This is a genomic window from Candidatus Zixiibacteriota bacterium (assembly GCA_036397555.1).
In the GTDB taxonomy this organism is placed as follows: Bacteria; Zixibacteria; MSB-5A5; order WJJR01; family WJJR01; genus DATKYL01.
Genome location: DASWIS010000029.1, coordinates 1 through 14,324 on the forward strand (window position 1 = coordinate 1; position 14,324 = coordinate 14,324).

A 14,324-nucleotide genomic window follows, 5' to 3' on the forward strand; every position below is an offset into this window, starting at 1 on the left:
CTTGCCGCTGGTCGCCACCAGCCGAACCGCTTCCGCCTTAAACTCCGCCGTGTACCGGCGTCTTGAACTGCTCATCAAACACCTCCTCCGAGAGTATCAAAACTCTCTTATGAGGTGTCAACCAAATCGGGGGAGGATCAGCGTGCAATCTCGCATGCGTGTCACAGCGAATAATTGATCTCGCTTCGGTCCACTACAGGCTCTACGTAGGTGTAAATGACCACACAACTGGGAGGACCCGAATCTTGGTCATGGACTGCGACAGTGATGCAGTGATTGATACACTTGATCTTCCTTCCAGTGGCACGTTGTCTGATGTCTACGCGTCATCGGATGGGAAGTACCTCGTGGCAAATGCTTACGGAGTTCGCCCCGTCTGGGATCTAAGTACCAAAGCCGAAATCGGCATAGTACCAACGAGTTTTGTGAATGCTGAATTCGTCACTCATGACGATTCGGAGAGTCTAATCGTCACAGGATTAAGGCATTTCTGGGAACTAGAACTTCCGGACCTCGGGTCATATCAAATAGATAGCGTCGAGCTGGTAGGGGCGCGTCAGATCCCAGGGACCCATTACATAATCGGAACAAGCGATCGGCGTAGCTTATCTGAACCTCGTCAGATCACTTTGGTCTATGATGTCGAGACTCATGAAATCGTAGACACAATCATATTCAAGGTTACACCAGAGTCGGATGTGTTCTACGTTACTCATTTCGATCTATCTCCTGACGGGTCCAAATTCTATGGCGTTGGCAACTCCGCCGATTGCGTCTGTCTGATTGGATACGATCTAATTCGGGGTGAGCTTTTGTTCACGTTCCCGACGGATTCGCCTGGTGGCTTCCCGCGAGTAACTCCTGACGGAAATCAGGTGTGGTTAACGCACGGTGGGATATATGTTCTTGGACCTTGGCGACAATACATCTCGATTGTAGACGCGTCTAGTGGGGCGCGGATTGATACCATTTCGGTTCATAAAGATGATCTTGGCTGGCCACGGGCAGTTGCTCCTCGAGACATTAGGTTCTTGCCTGATGGCAAAAAGGCTTACGTGCGGTGTGGGGAACCAGGGACAGGGGGGCAGCCGCTCCTTGCAATAGATGCTCACTCGTTGGGAGTCCACATGATACTGTATGATGAAAGCCAAACACCTAATGGCATAGATATCGCTCCACAAATGTGAGGAGGCAATTAATGAGGACAGTTTTTGTGTTCGTAGTGTCAGCAATCCTCCTTTCGACTCCAGCAATCGCCGGCTGGCATGAATACGATCTGAGGGAGATTCGGTGTTTTACGGCAGGGTGGCCCTGACCGCGCTTTAGTTCTTGGTCAGGGCTTGCCGAATTCACTTCCCCCAGAGGTGCGTCCCGCGAACGCCGCATAACTGCCTCCCCGAGTCCGTCTCCGATTGAACTGTTTTCGGCCCTGCCCGACTGCCGCGCGGCAGGCGATAACTTTCTTCGCGTTCGCGATGAGATCTGAGCCCTCGGCGGCGCCTCCTGCACAACGAGCAACAAAACAGTTGCCTTATCCTTCGCCACCCGCTAATATGCAACCGACAGGTTGCATAAGACGCTCACACCATTGCCGGAGGTTGCCCCCATGGAACACAGTATCGTCAAGCAAATCGAACTGAAGGCACCGGCGGCCCGGGTCTGGCGCGCCCTGACCGATCACCGCGAGTTCGGCGAGTGGTTTCGGGTGAAGTTGGAGGGCCCGTTCGTGCCGGGGCAGACCGTGCGCGGCCAGATCACCTATCCCGGCTATGAGCACCTCCGGTTTGACGCCGTGGTGCAGAAGATGGTGCCCGAACGGCTCTTCTCATTTACATGGCATCCCTATGCCATCGAACCCGGAGTCGATTATTCGAAGGAGACGCCCACGCTGGTCGAATTCCGGCTCGAGAAGACCGCCACGGGGACGCTGCTGCAAGTGACCGAATCCGGATTCGACAAAATTCCCAGCGACCGGCGGCTCGAGGCGTTCCGCATGAACGAAGGCGGCTGGACGATTCAAATGCAGAACATCGAGACCCATGTCGCGCAAAACCCGTAGCAGCAACCCGACAATACGGCGCAATCACGCTCCGGCCTTTGCCGCGCTCGGCGACCAGACGCGGCTGTCGCTGGTCGCCCGGCTCTCGGTCGGACCGCCGCGTTCGATCTCCCAACTGACCGTGGGCTCGCGGCTGACCCGTCAGGCGATCACCAAGCACCTGCGCGTCTTAGAGAGCGCGGGAATCGTGCGCCATGTCCGTGCCGGACGCGAGACCCTGTTTGAATTCGATCCGGAGCCGCTGGAAGGACTCAGCACGTATCTCAAACTCGTTTCCAAGCAGTGGGATCAGGCGCTCGCGCGATTGCAGGCGCATGTCGAAGGCCCCGTGAAGAAAAGAAGATAAGCCGCGGCCCGGACGGCCCGTGTCAGGACCCGGCAGCTCCTGTCTCGATCTTTACCGAATCTTGACCCCGACAGCCCCGTAAGTCTGCTTGACAAAGCAGCTTCGCGGGCGTAAACCTACCCTGCGGGCCGAGGGCGGGTTGCCCTGAGTCCCACGGTTACTTCTCGTTCGCAGGCGTCGGCAGCACACCGCGAGCATCAGGCACCCAAAGATCTTCAGGAGGAAGATCGCATGAAGACCACCCTACTTCGTCTCAGCGGCGCGCTCTGTCTTCTGATCCCCACCAGCGCCTGGGGGGCCAACCACGTGTTGGTCGAATCCAAGTCGGTGGCGCTGGGCGCCGCCGGGGTCACGATCGGCGTTTATGTGGAAAACGATGTGCAGCTCAACGCGATCGTGATCCCACTGGAGTTCCGTGAGATCACGACGTCCGGCGGCTACATGACCAACACGCTCACGGTCGATGCCGCCAATCGTTTCACGACCTCGCTCATCGGCTTCGTCACCAAGAACTTCTATCCCGATGAGGACAACACCAACCCTCTGCTGTGTGGTGGGTCGGGGTACATGTTCTTCAGCGCCGTCGACTTCATCAGTCCCGACGCCTTCATGTACAGCGCCGTTCAGGTCTCCGATCCGTGCCTGCCGGTCGGCAACGACGGCGTTCCGCCCGGAGGGACGCCATCGCTCATCATCACCTTCGATGTCACCAATGTCGACGGCCTCTTCGAGATCGACTCGACCTGCACGACCCCGGGCAATCACCTTGTGTATTCGCAGTGCGGCCCCGGGACGCCGGTCGTGCCCACCTTCACGCGCGGACTGGTCACGATCGGCAACCCAGTATTCCCGCCAGAGGTGTCCGACATTCCCGACCAGACAATCGACGAGGGGAGCACCTTCGCGCAGATCAATCTGAACGACTATGTGGTCGATCCCGACAACACCGATGCCGAGATGACCTGGACAGCGACCGGCCAATCGCAACTCGGTGTGGTGATTAGTCCCGGCAAGATCGCCACCATCCTCATCCCCAACCCCGACTGGTTCGGCAGCGAAACGATCACATTTCGCGCGACCGATCTCGACTTGCAGTTCGATGAAGACGCGGCGACCTTCACGGTCAACCCGGTCAACGACCCGCCGGTCTGGGGCCCCATCTCGAATAAGTTTGTCGAAGCCGGCAAGACCCTCGCGTTTGCCGTCGGCGCGACCGACATCGACGACGATTCTCTCGACATCACGATGGAGGGAGCTCCGGCCGCCGCAACCCTGGCGGACAACGGCGTGGGGCTGGCATTGTTCAACTGGCTCACGACGTGCGCCGATGAGGGCGTCCACATGGCGACCTTCATCGTCTCCGACGGTGATTTGGCCGACACTGCGACCATCACCATTACGGTCACGCCCAACCCCGACACTCTGGTCGCCAACCCCGGTTCTCTCGATTTTGTGATCGAGTACGGAACCGATCCCGCCGCCAAGCTCGTTAACGTGACGGATCCGGGATGCGGCGAAATCCCATGGGAAGTCGAGGTGAACCAACCGTGGGTCCTCTTGTCCATCGATACGGGATTCACACCGGGCAGCTTCACGGTCGACATCGACACGGCGGGGCTGTACCCCAACGAGTACAACGCGATCATCACGCTGCGCGAGCGCACGGTCGAACCGGACCCCATAGAAATTACCATCCCCGTCCATGTCTCCGTCGAGTCGGACGTCTGTCTGTGTCCCTGCCAGGGCGATTGGGATTGTGACGACATCATCGACGTGTTCGATGTCATCCATTGCGTCGATGTCGCCTTCCGCAACTACCCTGAGCTGGGATTCTCGTCGTGTCCGTTCTCGGTGCTGGATGCCAATTGCGACTGCGCCATCGACGTGTTCGACGTTGTCGTGCTGGTCGATCACGCTTTCCGTGCGGATTATTCGCCGATTTGCGGATTCGATGACCCGTGCGAGGCGCCCGATTGTAGTCCGTCGCATTAGACGCCGCATCATCCGAATGGGCTTCCGATGCGCCCCGGTCATGAGACCGGGGCGTTTTCTTTGGGGTCAGACCGCGGCGTCGAGAGCGGCACGCGTCGCTGTGGGCAAACTTGCCCTTGGCCGGATGTCTCGGCAATGTATCTTGACAATTCACATGACAATGTCCCCTCCCGATCATCCCGTCCCGTTTGATTTCGGTGGATTTGAATCGGTTCAAAATCACGCACATCGTGTCCTGATGCTGGACTACGACGGCACGCTCGCGCCCTTTCGCGCCGAACGCATGGCCGCGGTTCCGTATGAGGGTGTGCGGGAGCGACTGGACGCGATATCCACACGACCCGAAAGCCGGCTCGTCATCGTCTCGGGCCGGCCGGTGACCGAGGTGGTCGCGCTGCTGGATGTCCGATTTCCGATTGAGATCTGGGGCGCTCATGGTTGGCAACGTCAACATGCGGATGGAAAAATCGAGGAGTGGTCACCGCCCGGCAGCGTGCGAGACGTGCTGCAGCGCGCGCTGGCGTCCGTCCCGTCTCGGATCCCCAGGGACGCGCTGGAGTCGAAGACCGCGTCGGTGGCGCTGCACACCCGTCGCTTGCCGCCTGCGGAAGGCCAACGCTGCATCGAGGTCCTGTACCCGATCTGGGAGCGACTCGTTGACGGAACCCCGCTGCAATTGCGACGCTTCGACGGCGGTATCGAAGTCAGGTCGATGGCCCGATCCAAGGGCGATGCGGTATCAACGTTGAAGGCCGAGTGCCGGCCCGATGCGTTTTTCGCTTATCTCGGAGACGATGAGACCGACGAAGATGCATTTGCCCGACTCAGCACGACCGATTGGGCGATTCTGGTACGCCCGGAAGTTCGTCCCAGTCGGGCGCGATACTGGCTGAGGCCGCCGGGGGAGCTTTTGGATTTTCTGGCTGGGTGGACGCGGGACCGTTGAAATGATAGATTGATCGGATCAGCGGTAGACACGCCGGCCACCATCAGTGTGTGGTCGGCCGCATCGTCGAACCGTTCGTTCGGATCGTCGATATGACGAATCAAAAGTCAGCGCGACTGTTTGTTGTCTCCAACCGGCTGCCGGTCGCTGTCATCTCCGAAGGCGGCCGATGGACACTGGGTCCCGTAGCCGGCGGGCTGGTCACCGCGATGGCTCCGATCATGGAGCGCAATCACGGGGTCTGGATCGGCTGGCCCGGCTGCGGCCCGGAAGTTCCCTTTGGTCCGCTCCTCGAACGGTTTAATCAGGAACACCGCTATCAGCTTGTCCCGATACCGTTGAGCAAACACGAGGAGGAAGGGTACTATCGCGGCTTCGCCAACGAGGCGATTTGGCCGTTATTCCATGATTTGCTGGGGCATTGCCGCTTTGAAGCCGACACTTGGGCGGCGTATGTCGATGTCAACAAACGGTTTGCCGAGGTGATCGCCTCCGACCTCGACCGGCAATCACTCGTTTGGGTGCATGACTATCAACTGCTGCTGGTTGGCGCCGATCTGCGCGCAGCGGGCGTCAGACGGCCGATCTCATTCTTCCTGCACATCCCCTTTCCTTCGCTGGACCTGTTTCGACGCATGCCGTGGAAACACCTGATCATACGCGCGCTGCTGGCTTACGATCAGATCGGCTTTCAGACAATCCGTGACCGCCAAAACTTCCTGCAATGTGTGCGCGGACTGGTCCCCGAAACGTCGGTCAGCATGGGGCGGCGCGGGGGCGAGCTGGAATTCGAGGGACGCACGATCAAGGTCGGCTCCTTTCCGATCAGCATCGACTTCGACGAATTCGATGAGGGGGCGCGTCGCATGGAGGTCGCCGAGGCCTCGTGGTATTTGCGTGAACGCTACCGCGTCGGAAAACTGATTCTCGGCATTGATCGTCTGGACTACACCAAGGGCATACCCGAGACGTTTCTCTCCTTCGAGCGCGCGCTGGAGAAGTATCCCCAGATGCAGGGGAGCGTCTCGCTGATTCAGATCGTAGTTCCCAGCCGGACCCATGTCCCCGACTATCGCGATCTCAAGTCGCTGCTGGACCAACTCTCAGGCCGGATCAACTCGCGGTTCTCGCGGCACGGATGGGTGCCCATACATTACTTGTATCGCGCCCTGGATCGGACCGAGCTGTTGGCGCACTACCGCGCGAGCGACATCGCGCTGGTGACGCCGTTGCGCGACGGCATGAACCTCGTCGCCAAGGAGTACTGCGTCAGTTCCGTCGAAGAACGCGGCGTGCTGATCCTCAGCGAGTTCGCCGGAGCGGCCGAACAACTGGGGCGCGGCGCGCTGTGCGTCAACCCGTACGACCGCGAGGGATGCGCGGATGCAATCCACCAGGCCTACTCCATGAATGAACGGGAGCAACAGTCGCGGATGAAGCTTCTGAGATCGCAAATTCGACGCAACGACGTCCATCGTTGGTTGCAGACAGTTCTGGCCATGCCGCAGGGCGGACGTCTTGAGGGCTTGCCGGAAGCCACGGCGGAGCCCGCCGACACGCGCGCCTGATTTCGGAATCATCAAACCGGACCGCGCAAGTCCACGAACGGAAACAGCTTGCCGCCGCAGATTCGTTGCCCGATACTCATTTTTCTCTTTTGGAAGTGACACAAACTCATTAGTCTTACCGAATTCGCGTCCGCAATGTCGGACCTAAATGATGTTGAACAGATCCAGGGAAGGAGCTTTGATCCGATGAAGTATACCTACGTAATGACGTTCACGGCGGTGTGCGCCGTCTCGATAATGACAGGATGCGGCGGAGGCGGTGACTCCACGACCCAAACGCCGCCCGCAACCCCACAGCAGCAGACCCAGCAGGCGACACCGCCGAAGGCCGCCACTGCCACGCTCGCCGGGTCTGTGACTTTCTCCGGCACAGCCCCCAAGAACACGCGCATCCGCATGGATTCCGATCCCGTCTGCGGAAAGCTCCATTCCGAGCCGGTCTTCACCGAAGAGTACATCGTCGGCAGCGGCGGGGAGCTCGCCAATGTATTCGTTTATGTCAAGTCGGGTCTGGACGGCCAAGGCTTCCCCGCCACCGCCGACACGGTGATCTTCGACCAAAGGGGATGCCATTACGATCCGCATGTTTTCGGCCTTCGTGTCAATCAACCGCTGGCGATTCTCAACAGCGATCCGACGCTGCACAATGTCCACGCGCTCGCCAAGAACAGCCGCGAATTCAACCTGGCCATGCCCAAAGAGGGGATGCGCGTGACCAAGTCCTTCAGCGAACCCGAAGTCATGGTCAAGATCAAGTGCGATGTCCACTCGTGGATGGCGGCCTATGCCGGTGTCCTGCCACACCCGCACTTCGATGTCACCGATGAATCCGGGCGCTTCTCGATCGGACCCCTGCCGCCGGGCACCTATGAACTGGAGGCATGGCACGAGAAAGCCGGAACGATGACGCAGACCGTCACCGTCGGCGACGGCGAGACATCAGCCACGGCATTCACATTCGGAGCGTCCGGCACCTGATCCACTGCGGCTGCCACAGCCGCGGCGCGGCCGCGGCATCGGTTCTGCCATCTTGAGGAATCATGAGTCAGCAGGAAACGCTCCACACTCACGACATCCAGACGCCGCACCCCGAAGCGCATCACCAACCGCTCGGATTCTGGCGGCACTATATCTTCTCGACCGATCACAAGCTGATCGGGATCCAATACGCCATCACATCGCTGGTGTTTTTGTTGTTCGGGTTTTTCCTGATGATGATGATGCGCTGGCAACTCGCCTTCCCCGGAGAAGTGATGCCGTTGATCGGCGGGCTCTTCGGGGAGTCGGCGATGCCCGGCGGGATCATGGTGCCGGAGTTTTACAATTCGTTGGGCGCGATGCACGGCACCATCATGGTGTTCCTGGGAATCGTGCCGCTCGGCGTCGGCGCTTTCGGCAACTATGTCATGCCGCTGCAGATCGGGGCGCCGGATATGGCGTTCCCGAAGCTGAACATGGCCAGCTATTGGATCTATTTGGTCGGCGGCATCGTGATGTTCGCCGGCTTTTTTGTCCCCGGCGGAGCCGCCAACTCGGGCTGGACCTCGTATGCGCCGCTGGCCAACATCGCGACCACCGGCCAGACCGTCTGGCTGCTGGGCATGGTTTTCCTGATCACATCGTCGCTTCTGGGCTCGGTCAACTTCATCACCACGATCATTCAGTTGCGCGCGCCCGGACTGTCGCTGATGCGTCTGCCTTTTTTCGTGTGGGCGCAGTTCGTGACCGCCTTCCTGCTGCTACTGGCTTTCCCGCCGCTGGAAGCGGCGGGCGTCATGCAACTGATGGATCGGCTCGCGGGCACGAGCTTCTTTCTGCCCAGCGGCCTGGTCGTCAGCGGCGAACTGCTGACCAACTCCGGCGGCGGCAGCCCGCTGTTGTGGCAACATTTATTCTGGTTTCTCGCGCATCCGGAAGTGTACGTCCTGATCCTTCCGGCCATCGGCATCGTCGCCGAGATCCTGGCGAACAACACCCGCAAGCCGCTGTGGGGATACAAATCGCTGGTCTTCTCGGCGATCTTTCTGGGCTTCATGTCGTTCGTCGTCTGGGCGCATCATATGTTCCTGACCGGCATGGGAACCACGATCAGTTCTTTCTTCCAGGCGACGACGATGATTATCTCGATCCCCTCGGTCATCATCATCTCGGTTTTCATCATCACGCTGTGGGGCGGCTCGATCCGTTTCACGACCCCGATGCTTTTCGCCATCGCCTTCATTCCGATGTTCGGCATCGGCGGATTGACCGGCTTGCCGCTGGGACTGTCGACGGCCGACATTCACTTGCACGACACCTACTATGTCATCGGACACTTCCATTATGTCGTCGCCCCCGGCACCATTCTCGCCTTATTCGGCGGCCTGTATTACTGGTATCCCAAAGTGACCGGACGCAAGATGAACGACGTGCTGGGCAAGATTCATTTCTGGGGAACCTTCGTTTGTATGAACGTTATCTTCATGCCCATGTTCATTCAGGGACTGGCGGGCGTTTCGCGCCGGCTCTATGACGGCGGCCAGCAGTATGCCCACGCACAGGGAGTGCTGGAGTGGAATCTCGTCATGTCGATCGGCGCCTGGACAATGGCTGTCTTCCAAATCCCGTTCATCTGGAATTTCTTCTGGAGCATCCGTAAAGGAAAGAAGGTCTCGGACAATGTCTGGGAGGCGACTACGCTGGAGTGGACCGCCGCGCCCTCGCCGCCCCCGCATGGCAATTTCACGACTCTGCCCTCGGTCCACCGTGGACCATACGAATACAGCGTCCCGGGAGCCCCGACCGACTTCACACCGCAGAATGAGCCGGCACGGGCCTGAACTCCGATGCAGATACCGCACACACTGACGGCGCGCGCCGACACCGGGCTGTACAATGCCAAGCTCGGCATCTGGCTCTTCTTGGCGTCGGAAGTGATGCTCTTCGGCGGCTTGTTCTCCGCCTATGTCCTGTTGCGCGTCGGGTCGACCGACTGGCCGCATGGCGCCGATATCCTCAATGTCCCGCTGGCGATGCTCAACACGATGGTGCTGATCACCTCCAGCGTCACGATGGTCATGTCGTGGGCGTCGCTGCGGCAGGGCAAGGTGGCCGCCTACAAAGGGTACATGGTCGCGACGCTCCTGTGCGGCTTCGGATTCATGATCATCAAGGCCATCGAATACGGGGCGAAGTTTTCGCACCACCTGTATCCGGGCGAGAGCACGTTTCTGGCGGTCTACTTCACGCTGACCGGCCTGCACGGACTGCACGTCGTCGGCGGGATCATCGTGATCGGCTATCACCTCCTGACCAGCAACAGGTGGCTGCGCTCCGAACCCGAACGGTTGACCAACCGCGTGGAAGTCGTCGGACTGTATTGGCACTTTGTCGACTTGGTCTGGATTTTCCTGTTCCCGTTGCTCTACTTGTTATAGGGCATGATGAGAACATCCGATCTGATCGTCGTTTCCGCAGTCGTCTGCGGCGTGGCCCTGGCGGCCTGCTCGTCGAGTAAAAAAGAACGGGTCGGCCGCGTCGAGACCGAAGCCGGAGCATCGGCCGATGCCACGGCAGCCGACAGCGCGGGCATCGCCGCCGGCGTGGACGGACGACTCTCTTCGGCGCGTTACATGTTCGTCAACGTCAATGTCGCCAATGTCCGGGCGGAACCGTCGACGGCCGGGGAGATCATCGCCAAAATGCGCTATCCCGATTCGACCGATGTCACCGGACTGCGCGAGGGCGAATGGATCGGCGTGGAGTTCGAGACATCCGATGGCAACTACAAAACCGGGTGGGTGCACGTATCCTTGTTGTCCGAAACGCGCGAGGCCGCCAAACTGAAACTGGAGCAGCCGGAGTAGGGGACCCAGGAACGACCGACATGGCGCACACCGACGCACAGAGCATCAAACGCGAAGTCCGCGGTTACATCGCTGTGTTCGTTGCGCTGGCGGCGCTGACGGTGCTGACCGTAATTGCGTCCCGCCTCGACGTATCGACGGCGATGCACATCTTCATTGCGTTGTTCATTGCGGTGGTCAAGGGCGGGCTCGTGGCCGCCTACTTTATGCATCTGATCTCCGAGAAGAAGCTGATTTACAGCACGCTGATCCTGACGGTCATCTTCTTTCTGGCGCTGATGTTTCTGCCGTTGTCGACCTTTATGGACCATTTGCACGTCTAAGCCATGTCGCTGAAGTCATTTCACATTTTCTTCATTGCGATCGCGGCCATCATGTCGTGCGCGGTTGGCGCCTGGGGTCTGTGGCAATACTCCTCCGACGGCGCAGCACAACTGGCGGCGCTGGGCGCCGTCTCGTTCGCGATGGCGATCGTGCTCGTCATCTATGGCATTCGCTTTTTGAGAAAACTGCGGCACGAGAGTTTCTTATGATGCGGCGATACCTGGGAATGACAGCGGTTGTTGCCGGTGCGGCGCTGACGCTGCCCGCTGCGGCGAGCGCCTGCGCCGTCTGCGGGGGCGACCCGGCCGCGCCGATGACCGCAGGAATGAACATGGCGATTCTGACCCTGCTGGCGGTGACCGGCGGTGTCTTGCTGTCAGTCGTGACGTTTTTTGCGTTCCTGATCCGTCGGGCGCGTATCATGGACAAGGTTACGGTCGATCAACGCTGGCTGAATAGCATGCGAGGCGGACAGAATGCCTGAATTCCTCCATTGGCTCGGACTTCCGGAAATCGCCTCGGCGCACGGCTACCAGATCGACCGCCTGATCGGATGGATCCATATTCTCATGTTCGCGCTCTTCATCGGGTGGGGGATATTCTTCATTATGATCCTCTTCCGATTCCGTGCGGGGCGTCATCCAAAGGCCGATCACGTCGGCGTGCGGGGGCACGGATCCACCTATCTCGAAGTCACGGTGGCCATCGTCGAAGCGGTGCTCCTGATCGGATTCTCGATTCCCGTCTGGTCGAAGGTCGTGGTCAATGTCCCCGATCCGGCCGATGCGCCGACCATCCGCGTGGTCGCCCAGCAGTTTCAGTGGAATATCCACTACCCCGGCCACGATGGGGTGTTCGGTCGCGTCGACAGCAAACTCATGGACGATCAGAGCAACCCGGTCGGACTGGATCGCTCCGATCCCGCCGGCGCCGATGACATCTGGACCATCAACCAACTCCACCTGCCGGTCAACCAGCCGGTCCTGATCCAATTGTCCAGCAAGGACGTCATTCACTGCTTTGCGTTGCCGATCATGCGGGTCAAGCAGGATGTCATCCCCGGCATGATGATTCCGGTTTCCTTTACTCCGATCAAGACGGGGCAATCGGAGATCGCCTGCGCGCAGTTGTGCGGCCTGGGGCACTATCGCATGCGCGGATTCTTAAGCATCGACACACAGGCCGAGTACGACACCTGGATGGCCGAGGAGATCGAATACCTGCAGCCGTCGGACGAGGACGAATCAGAGGAAACAGACGCGCCCGCCGAGGGATCGTCTGAGGGGTAGTCTCTCCGCATTCGGACAACTCCCGCAGTGTCATCCGTCGAGGTTATCGCATCACCCGCCGTCGGCTCCGCCGCGATCACGTCAAGTGGAAGCCATGCCGCGCACAAACTCTGGCTCGGACGTTTCGCCAAATTGACTTCGATCGCGACGTTCCTGCTGATCTTAGTCGGCAGTCTGGTCACCACGACCGGATCGGGGCTGGCAGTTCCCGACTGGCCGCTCTCGTTCGGGCAATTCTTCCCGAAGATGGAAGGCGGGGTCCTGTACGAGCACGGTCACCGCATGGTGGCGGGAGCGGTCGGATTACTGATGACCGCGCTCGCTGTCTGGGTCTGGTTGATTGAGCGAAGACGGACTGTACGCGTTCTGGCGCTGGTCGCGTGGTTTGCCGTCGTGGCGCAAGCGATCTTAGGCGGCATCACTGTCCTGCACAAACTGCCGATTGCGGTGTCGGTCTCACATGCCGGGCTGGCGATGGCGTTTTTCTCACTGACAGTTACATTGGCAATGATGAACAGCAGCTCCTGGCAGAAGCCGGGTCAAACCAAGAGGAGATCACTCATGCCAACGGGTCTATCAAAAGTCGCGCTGTCCACGACAGCGCTGATTTACGCGCAAATCCTCGTCGGTGCCTTGATGCGCCACATGGGCGCCGGGCTGGCGATCCCGGACTTCCCGCTGTCGTATGGGCAACTGATTCCGCCGCTGCACGCGGCATCGGTGGCGGTGCATTTCGCGCACCGGGTCGGCGCGGTTGTTGTCGGATTGATCATCGTGTATCAGTACATCCGCATTCGCCGCGATGCCTCAACCGATGCCCAGCTCAAACGCTGGGGCGGATATCTCGTCGCATTATTTGGTGTGCAGTTCCTTCTGGGAGCGCTCACCATCTGGACCATGAAATCAATCGTCGTCACGACGGCGCATGTCGGAGTCGGCGCCCTGACACTGGGCCTCTCGCTCATGGTCACGCTGCGGGCCATGCGCGCGCCGGCCGCGGTCAAATTGGAGACCGCCTGACCTTGGATGTGAAAACACCGCCTTCGGCTGTCGGCGAATCGGCCATTGCCCTGGCGCCGTCACGGTTCGCCGACTACCTGGCGCTGACCAAGCCGCGCATCGGGCTTTTGGTCATGCTATGCGCGGCCGTCGGTTTTGTCGTGGGCACCGGCGTTCTGGCGGCAACGGGTGTCCTGATTCACGTCGTGCTGGGGACCGCAATCCTTGCGGCGGGCGGCGCGGCTCTCAACCAATACCGCGAACGCGAATTCGATGCGCTGATGCAGCGCACCGATGACCGTCCCTTGCCGTCCGGTCGTCTGTTCCCCTGGGAAGCGTTGTTGCTCGGCCTGTCACTGACGATCGGGGGATCGGTCTATTTGGCGGCCACCGTCAATCTCCTGACCATGGTTTTGGGACTGTCCTCCGCCGTTCTCTACGTCCTTGTCTATACGCCGATGAAACGTACGACTCCATGGTGCATTTTCGTCGGCGCTGTCGCGGGGGCAGTGCCGCCGGTGATGGGATTCACGGCGGCGACCGGACGTCTCACGTGGGAAGCGGCCGCTCTCTTCGGGATTCTCTTCGCCTGGCAACTCCCGCACTTTTTGTCTATCGCCTGGATCTACCGCGACGATTACGACCGCGCCGGGTATGCCATGTCGCCTCTTGTCGGACGTGAGGGCGGGCGGGTCATTCGGCGCGTGTTCATGACGAGTGTATTTCTCGCCGCCGTCACGCTGCTGCCCGCTGTTTGGGGCATGGGCGGGTTTGTCTATCTCGTCGGCGCGTCATCGGTCTGCGCCCTGATGCTGCTGACCGCCCGGCGCTGGCGCCGCGACGATCTGACCACCTACACGCGGCGTGTCTTTGGCGTGTCGCTGGCGTATCTGCCGGCGATCCTGATTGTCCTGGCGCTGTGCCAGGTTTGGAAGCCGTAACCGCTCCACGCGGTC

15 protein-coding genes are annotated in these 14,324 nt (G+C 59.9%); all 15 read left to right on the forward strand.

The features are described from left to right. Positions 1-1,606 precede the first annotated feature (1,606 nt). The 15 genes from VGB22_08930 (at position 1,607) to cyoE (ending at position 14,309) form a co-directional block, all read left to right on the forward strand. Positions 1,607-2,059, forward strand: a complete 453-nt coding sequence (locus VGB22_08930) for an SRPBCC family protein (GenBank protein HEX9751390.1) — start codon at positions 1,607-1,609, stop codon at positions 2,057-2,059. Further along, positions 2,040-2,405: a helix-turn-helix domain-containing protein gene (locus VGB22_08935; GenBank protein ID HEX9751391.1), complete on the forward strand. Its 366-nt coding sequence runs from the start codon at positions 2,040-2,042 to the stop codon at positions 2,403-2,405. Before VGB22_08930 ends, VGB22_08935 begins: the two co-directional genes overlap by 20 nt. Positions 2,406-2,636: 231 nt before the next feature. Then, positions 2,637-4,397: an Ig-like domain-containing protein gene (locus VGB22_08940; protein HEX9751392.1), complete on the forward strand. Its 1,761-nt coding sequence runs from the start codon at positions 2,637-2,639 to the stop codon at positions 4,395-4,397. A 154-nt stretch (positions 4,398-4,551) separates the two neighbouring features. Further along, a complete protein-coding gene (otsB, locus tag VGB22_08945; GenBank protein ID HEX9751393.1) occupies positions 4,552-5,343 on the forward strand; it encodes a trehalose-phosphatase in 792 nt (263 codons plus the stop codon). A 92-nt stretch (positions 5,344-5,435) separates the two neighbouring features. Continuing rightward, on the forward strand, positions 5,436-6,911 hold the full coding sequence (locus VGB22_08950) for a trehalose-6-phosphate synthase (protein HEX9751394.1): 1,476 nt from the start codon (positions 5,436-5,438) through the stop codon (positions 6,909-6,911). A gap of 186 nt (positions 6,912-7,097) precedes the next feature. Then, a complete protein-coding gene (locus VGB22_08955) occupies positions 7,098-7,889 on the forward strand; it encodes a carboxypeptidase regulatory-like domain-containing protein (GenBank protein ID HEX9751395.1) in 792 nt (263 codons plus the stop codon). Positions 7,890-7,951: 62 nt separating this feature from the next. Next, entirely contained in the window at positions 7,952-9,730 is a 1,779-nt protein-coding gene (locus VGB22_08960) for a cbb3-type cytochrome c oxidase subunit I (GenBank protein ID HEX9751396.1), read from the forward strand. A gap of 6 nt (positions 9,731-9,736) precedes the next feature. Continuing rightward, positions 9,737-10,327, forward strand: coding sequence for a cytochrome c oxidase subunit 3 (locus VGB22_08965; protein ID HEX9751397.1), 591 nt, complete (start codon positions 9,737-9,739; stop codon positions 10,325-10,327). A gap of 3 nt (positions 10,328-10,330) precedes the next feature. Further along, positions 10,331-10,756: an SH3 domain-containing protein gene (locus VGB22_08970; protein ID HEX9751398.1), complete on the forward strand. Its 426-nt coding sequence runs from the start codon at positions 10,331-10,333 to the stop codon at positions 10,754-10,756. A gap of 20 nt (positions 10,757-10,776) precedes the next feature. Next, positions 10,777-11,079: a cytochrome C oxidase subunit IV family protein gene (locus VGB22_08975; GenBank protein HEX9751399.1), complete on the forward strand. Its 303-nt coding sequence runs from the start codon at positions 10,777-10,779 to the stop codon at positions 11,077-11,079. Positions 11,080-11,082: 3 nt separating this feature from the next. Next, positions 11,083-11,289 carry a hypothetical protein gene (locus tag VGB22_08980; GenBank protein HEX9751400.1) on the forward strand — a complete coding sequence of 69 codons (207 nt, stop codon included), beginning with the start codon at positions 11,083-11,085 and terminating at the stop codon, positions 11,287-11,289. Continuing rightward, on the forward strand, positions 11,286-11,564 hold the full coding sequence (locus VGB22_08985) for a hypothetical protein (protein HEX9751401.1): 279 nt from the start codon (positions 11,286-11,288) through the stop codon (positions 11,562-11,564). The genes VGB22_08980 and VGB22_08985 overlap by 4 nt, the downstream gene beginning before the upstream one ends. Continuing rightward, positions 11,557-12,369, forward strand: coding sequence for a cytochrome c oxidase subunit II (locus VGB22_08990; GenBank protein HEX9751402.1), 813 nt, complete (start codon positions 11,557-11,559; stop codon positions 12,367-12,369). Before VGB22_08985 ends, VGB22_08990 begins: the two co-directional genes overlap by 8 nt. Before the next feature lie 27 nt (positions 12,370-12,396). After that, positions 12,397-13,389 (forward strand): COX15/CtaA family protein, encoded by a 993-nt coding sequence (locus tag VGB22_08995; GenBank protein HEX9751403.1) that lies wholly within the window; start codon positions 12,397-12,399, stop codon positions 13,387-13,389. An 8-nt stretch (positions 13,390-13,397) separates the two neighbouring features. Beyond that, complete coding sequence (cyoE, locus tag VGB22_09000; protein ID HEX9751404.1) at positions 13,398-14,309, forward strand: heme o synthase; 912 nt, start codon at positions 13,398-13,400, stop codon at positions 14,307-14,309. Positions 14,310-14,324: the final 15 nt, after the last annotated feature.

Excerpts from the sequence above, each read along its gene's own strand:
- VGB22_08965 (HEX9751397.1), top strand. The coding sequence starts at position 9,737 with ATGCAGATACCGCACACACTGACGGCGCGCGCCGACACCGGGCTGTAC.
- VGB22_08975 (HEX9751399.1), top strand. The coding sequence starts at position 10,777 with ATGGCGCACACCGACGCACAGAGCATCAAACGCGAAGTCCGCGGTTAC.
- VGB22_08960 (HEX9751396.1), top strand. The coding sequence starts at position 7,952 with ATGAGTCAGCAGGAAACGCTCCACACTCACGACATCCAGACGCCGCAC.
- VGB22_08930 (HEX9751390.1), top strand. The coding sequence starts at position 1,607 with ATGGAACACAGTATCGTCAAGCAAATCGAACTGAAGGCACCGGCGGCC.
- VGB22_08940 (HEX9751392.1), top strand. The coding sequence starts at position 2,637 with ATGAAGACCACCCTACTTCGTCTCAGCGGCGCGCTCTGTCTTCTGATC.
- VGB22_08985 (HEX9751401.1), top strand. The coding sequence starts at position 11,286 with ATGATGCGGCGATACCTGGGAATGACAGCGGTTGTTGCCGGTGCGGCG.
- VGB22_08935 (HEX9751391.1), top strand. The coding sequence starts at position 2,040 with ATGTCGCGCAAAACCCGTAGCAGCAACCCGACAATACGGCGCAATCAC.
- VGB22_08990 (HEX9751402.1), top strand. The coding sequence starts at position 11,557 with ATGCCTGAATTCCTCCATTGGCTCGGACTTCCGGAAATCGCCTCGGCG.
- VGB22_08950 (HEX9751394.1), top strand. The coding sequence starts at position 5,436 with ATGACGAATCAAAAGTCAGCGCGACTGTTTGTTGTCTCCAACCGGCTG.
- otsB (HEX9751393.1), top strand. The coding sequence starts at position 4,552 with ATGACAATGTCCCCTCCCGATCATCCCGTCCCGTTTGATTTCGGTGGA.
- VGB22_08955 (HEX9751395.1), top strand. The coding sequence starts at position 7,098 with ATGAAGTATACCTACGTAATGACGTTCACGGCGGTGTGCGCCGTCTCG.
- VGB22_08970 (HEX9751398.1), top strand. The coding sequence starts at position 10,331 with ATGATGAGAACATCCGATCTGATCGTCGTTTCCGCAGTCGTCTGCGGC.
- VGB22_08980 (HEX9751400.1), top strand. The coding sequence starts at position 11,083 with ATGTCGCTGAAGTCATTTCACATTTTCTTCATTGCGATCGCGGCCATC.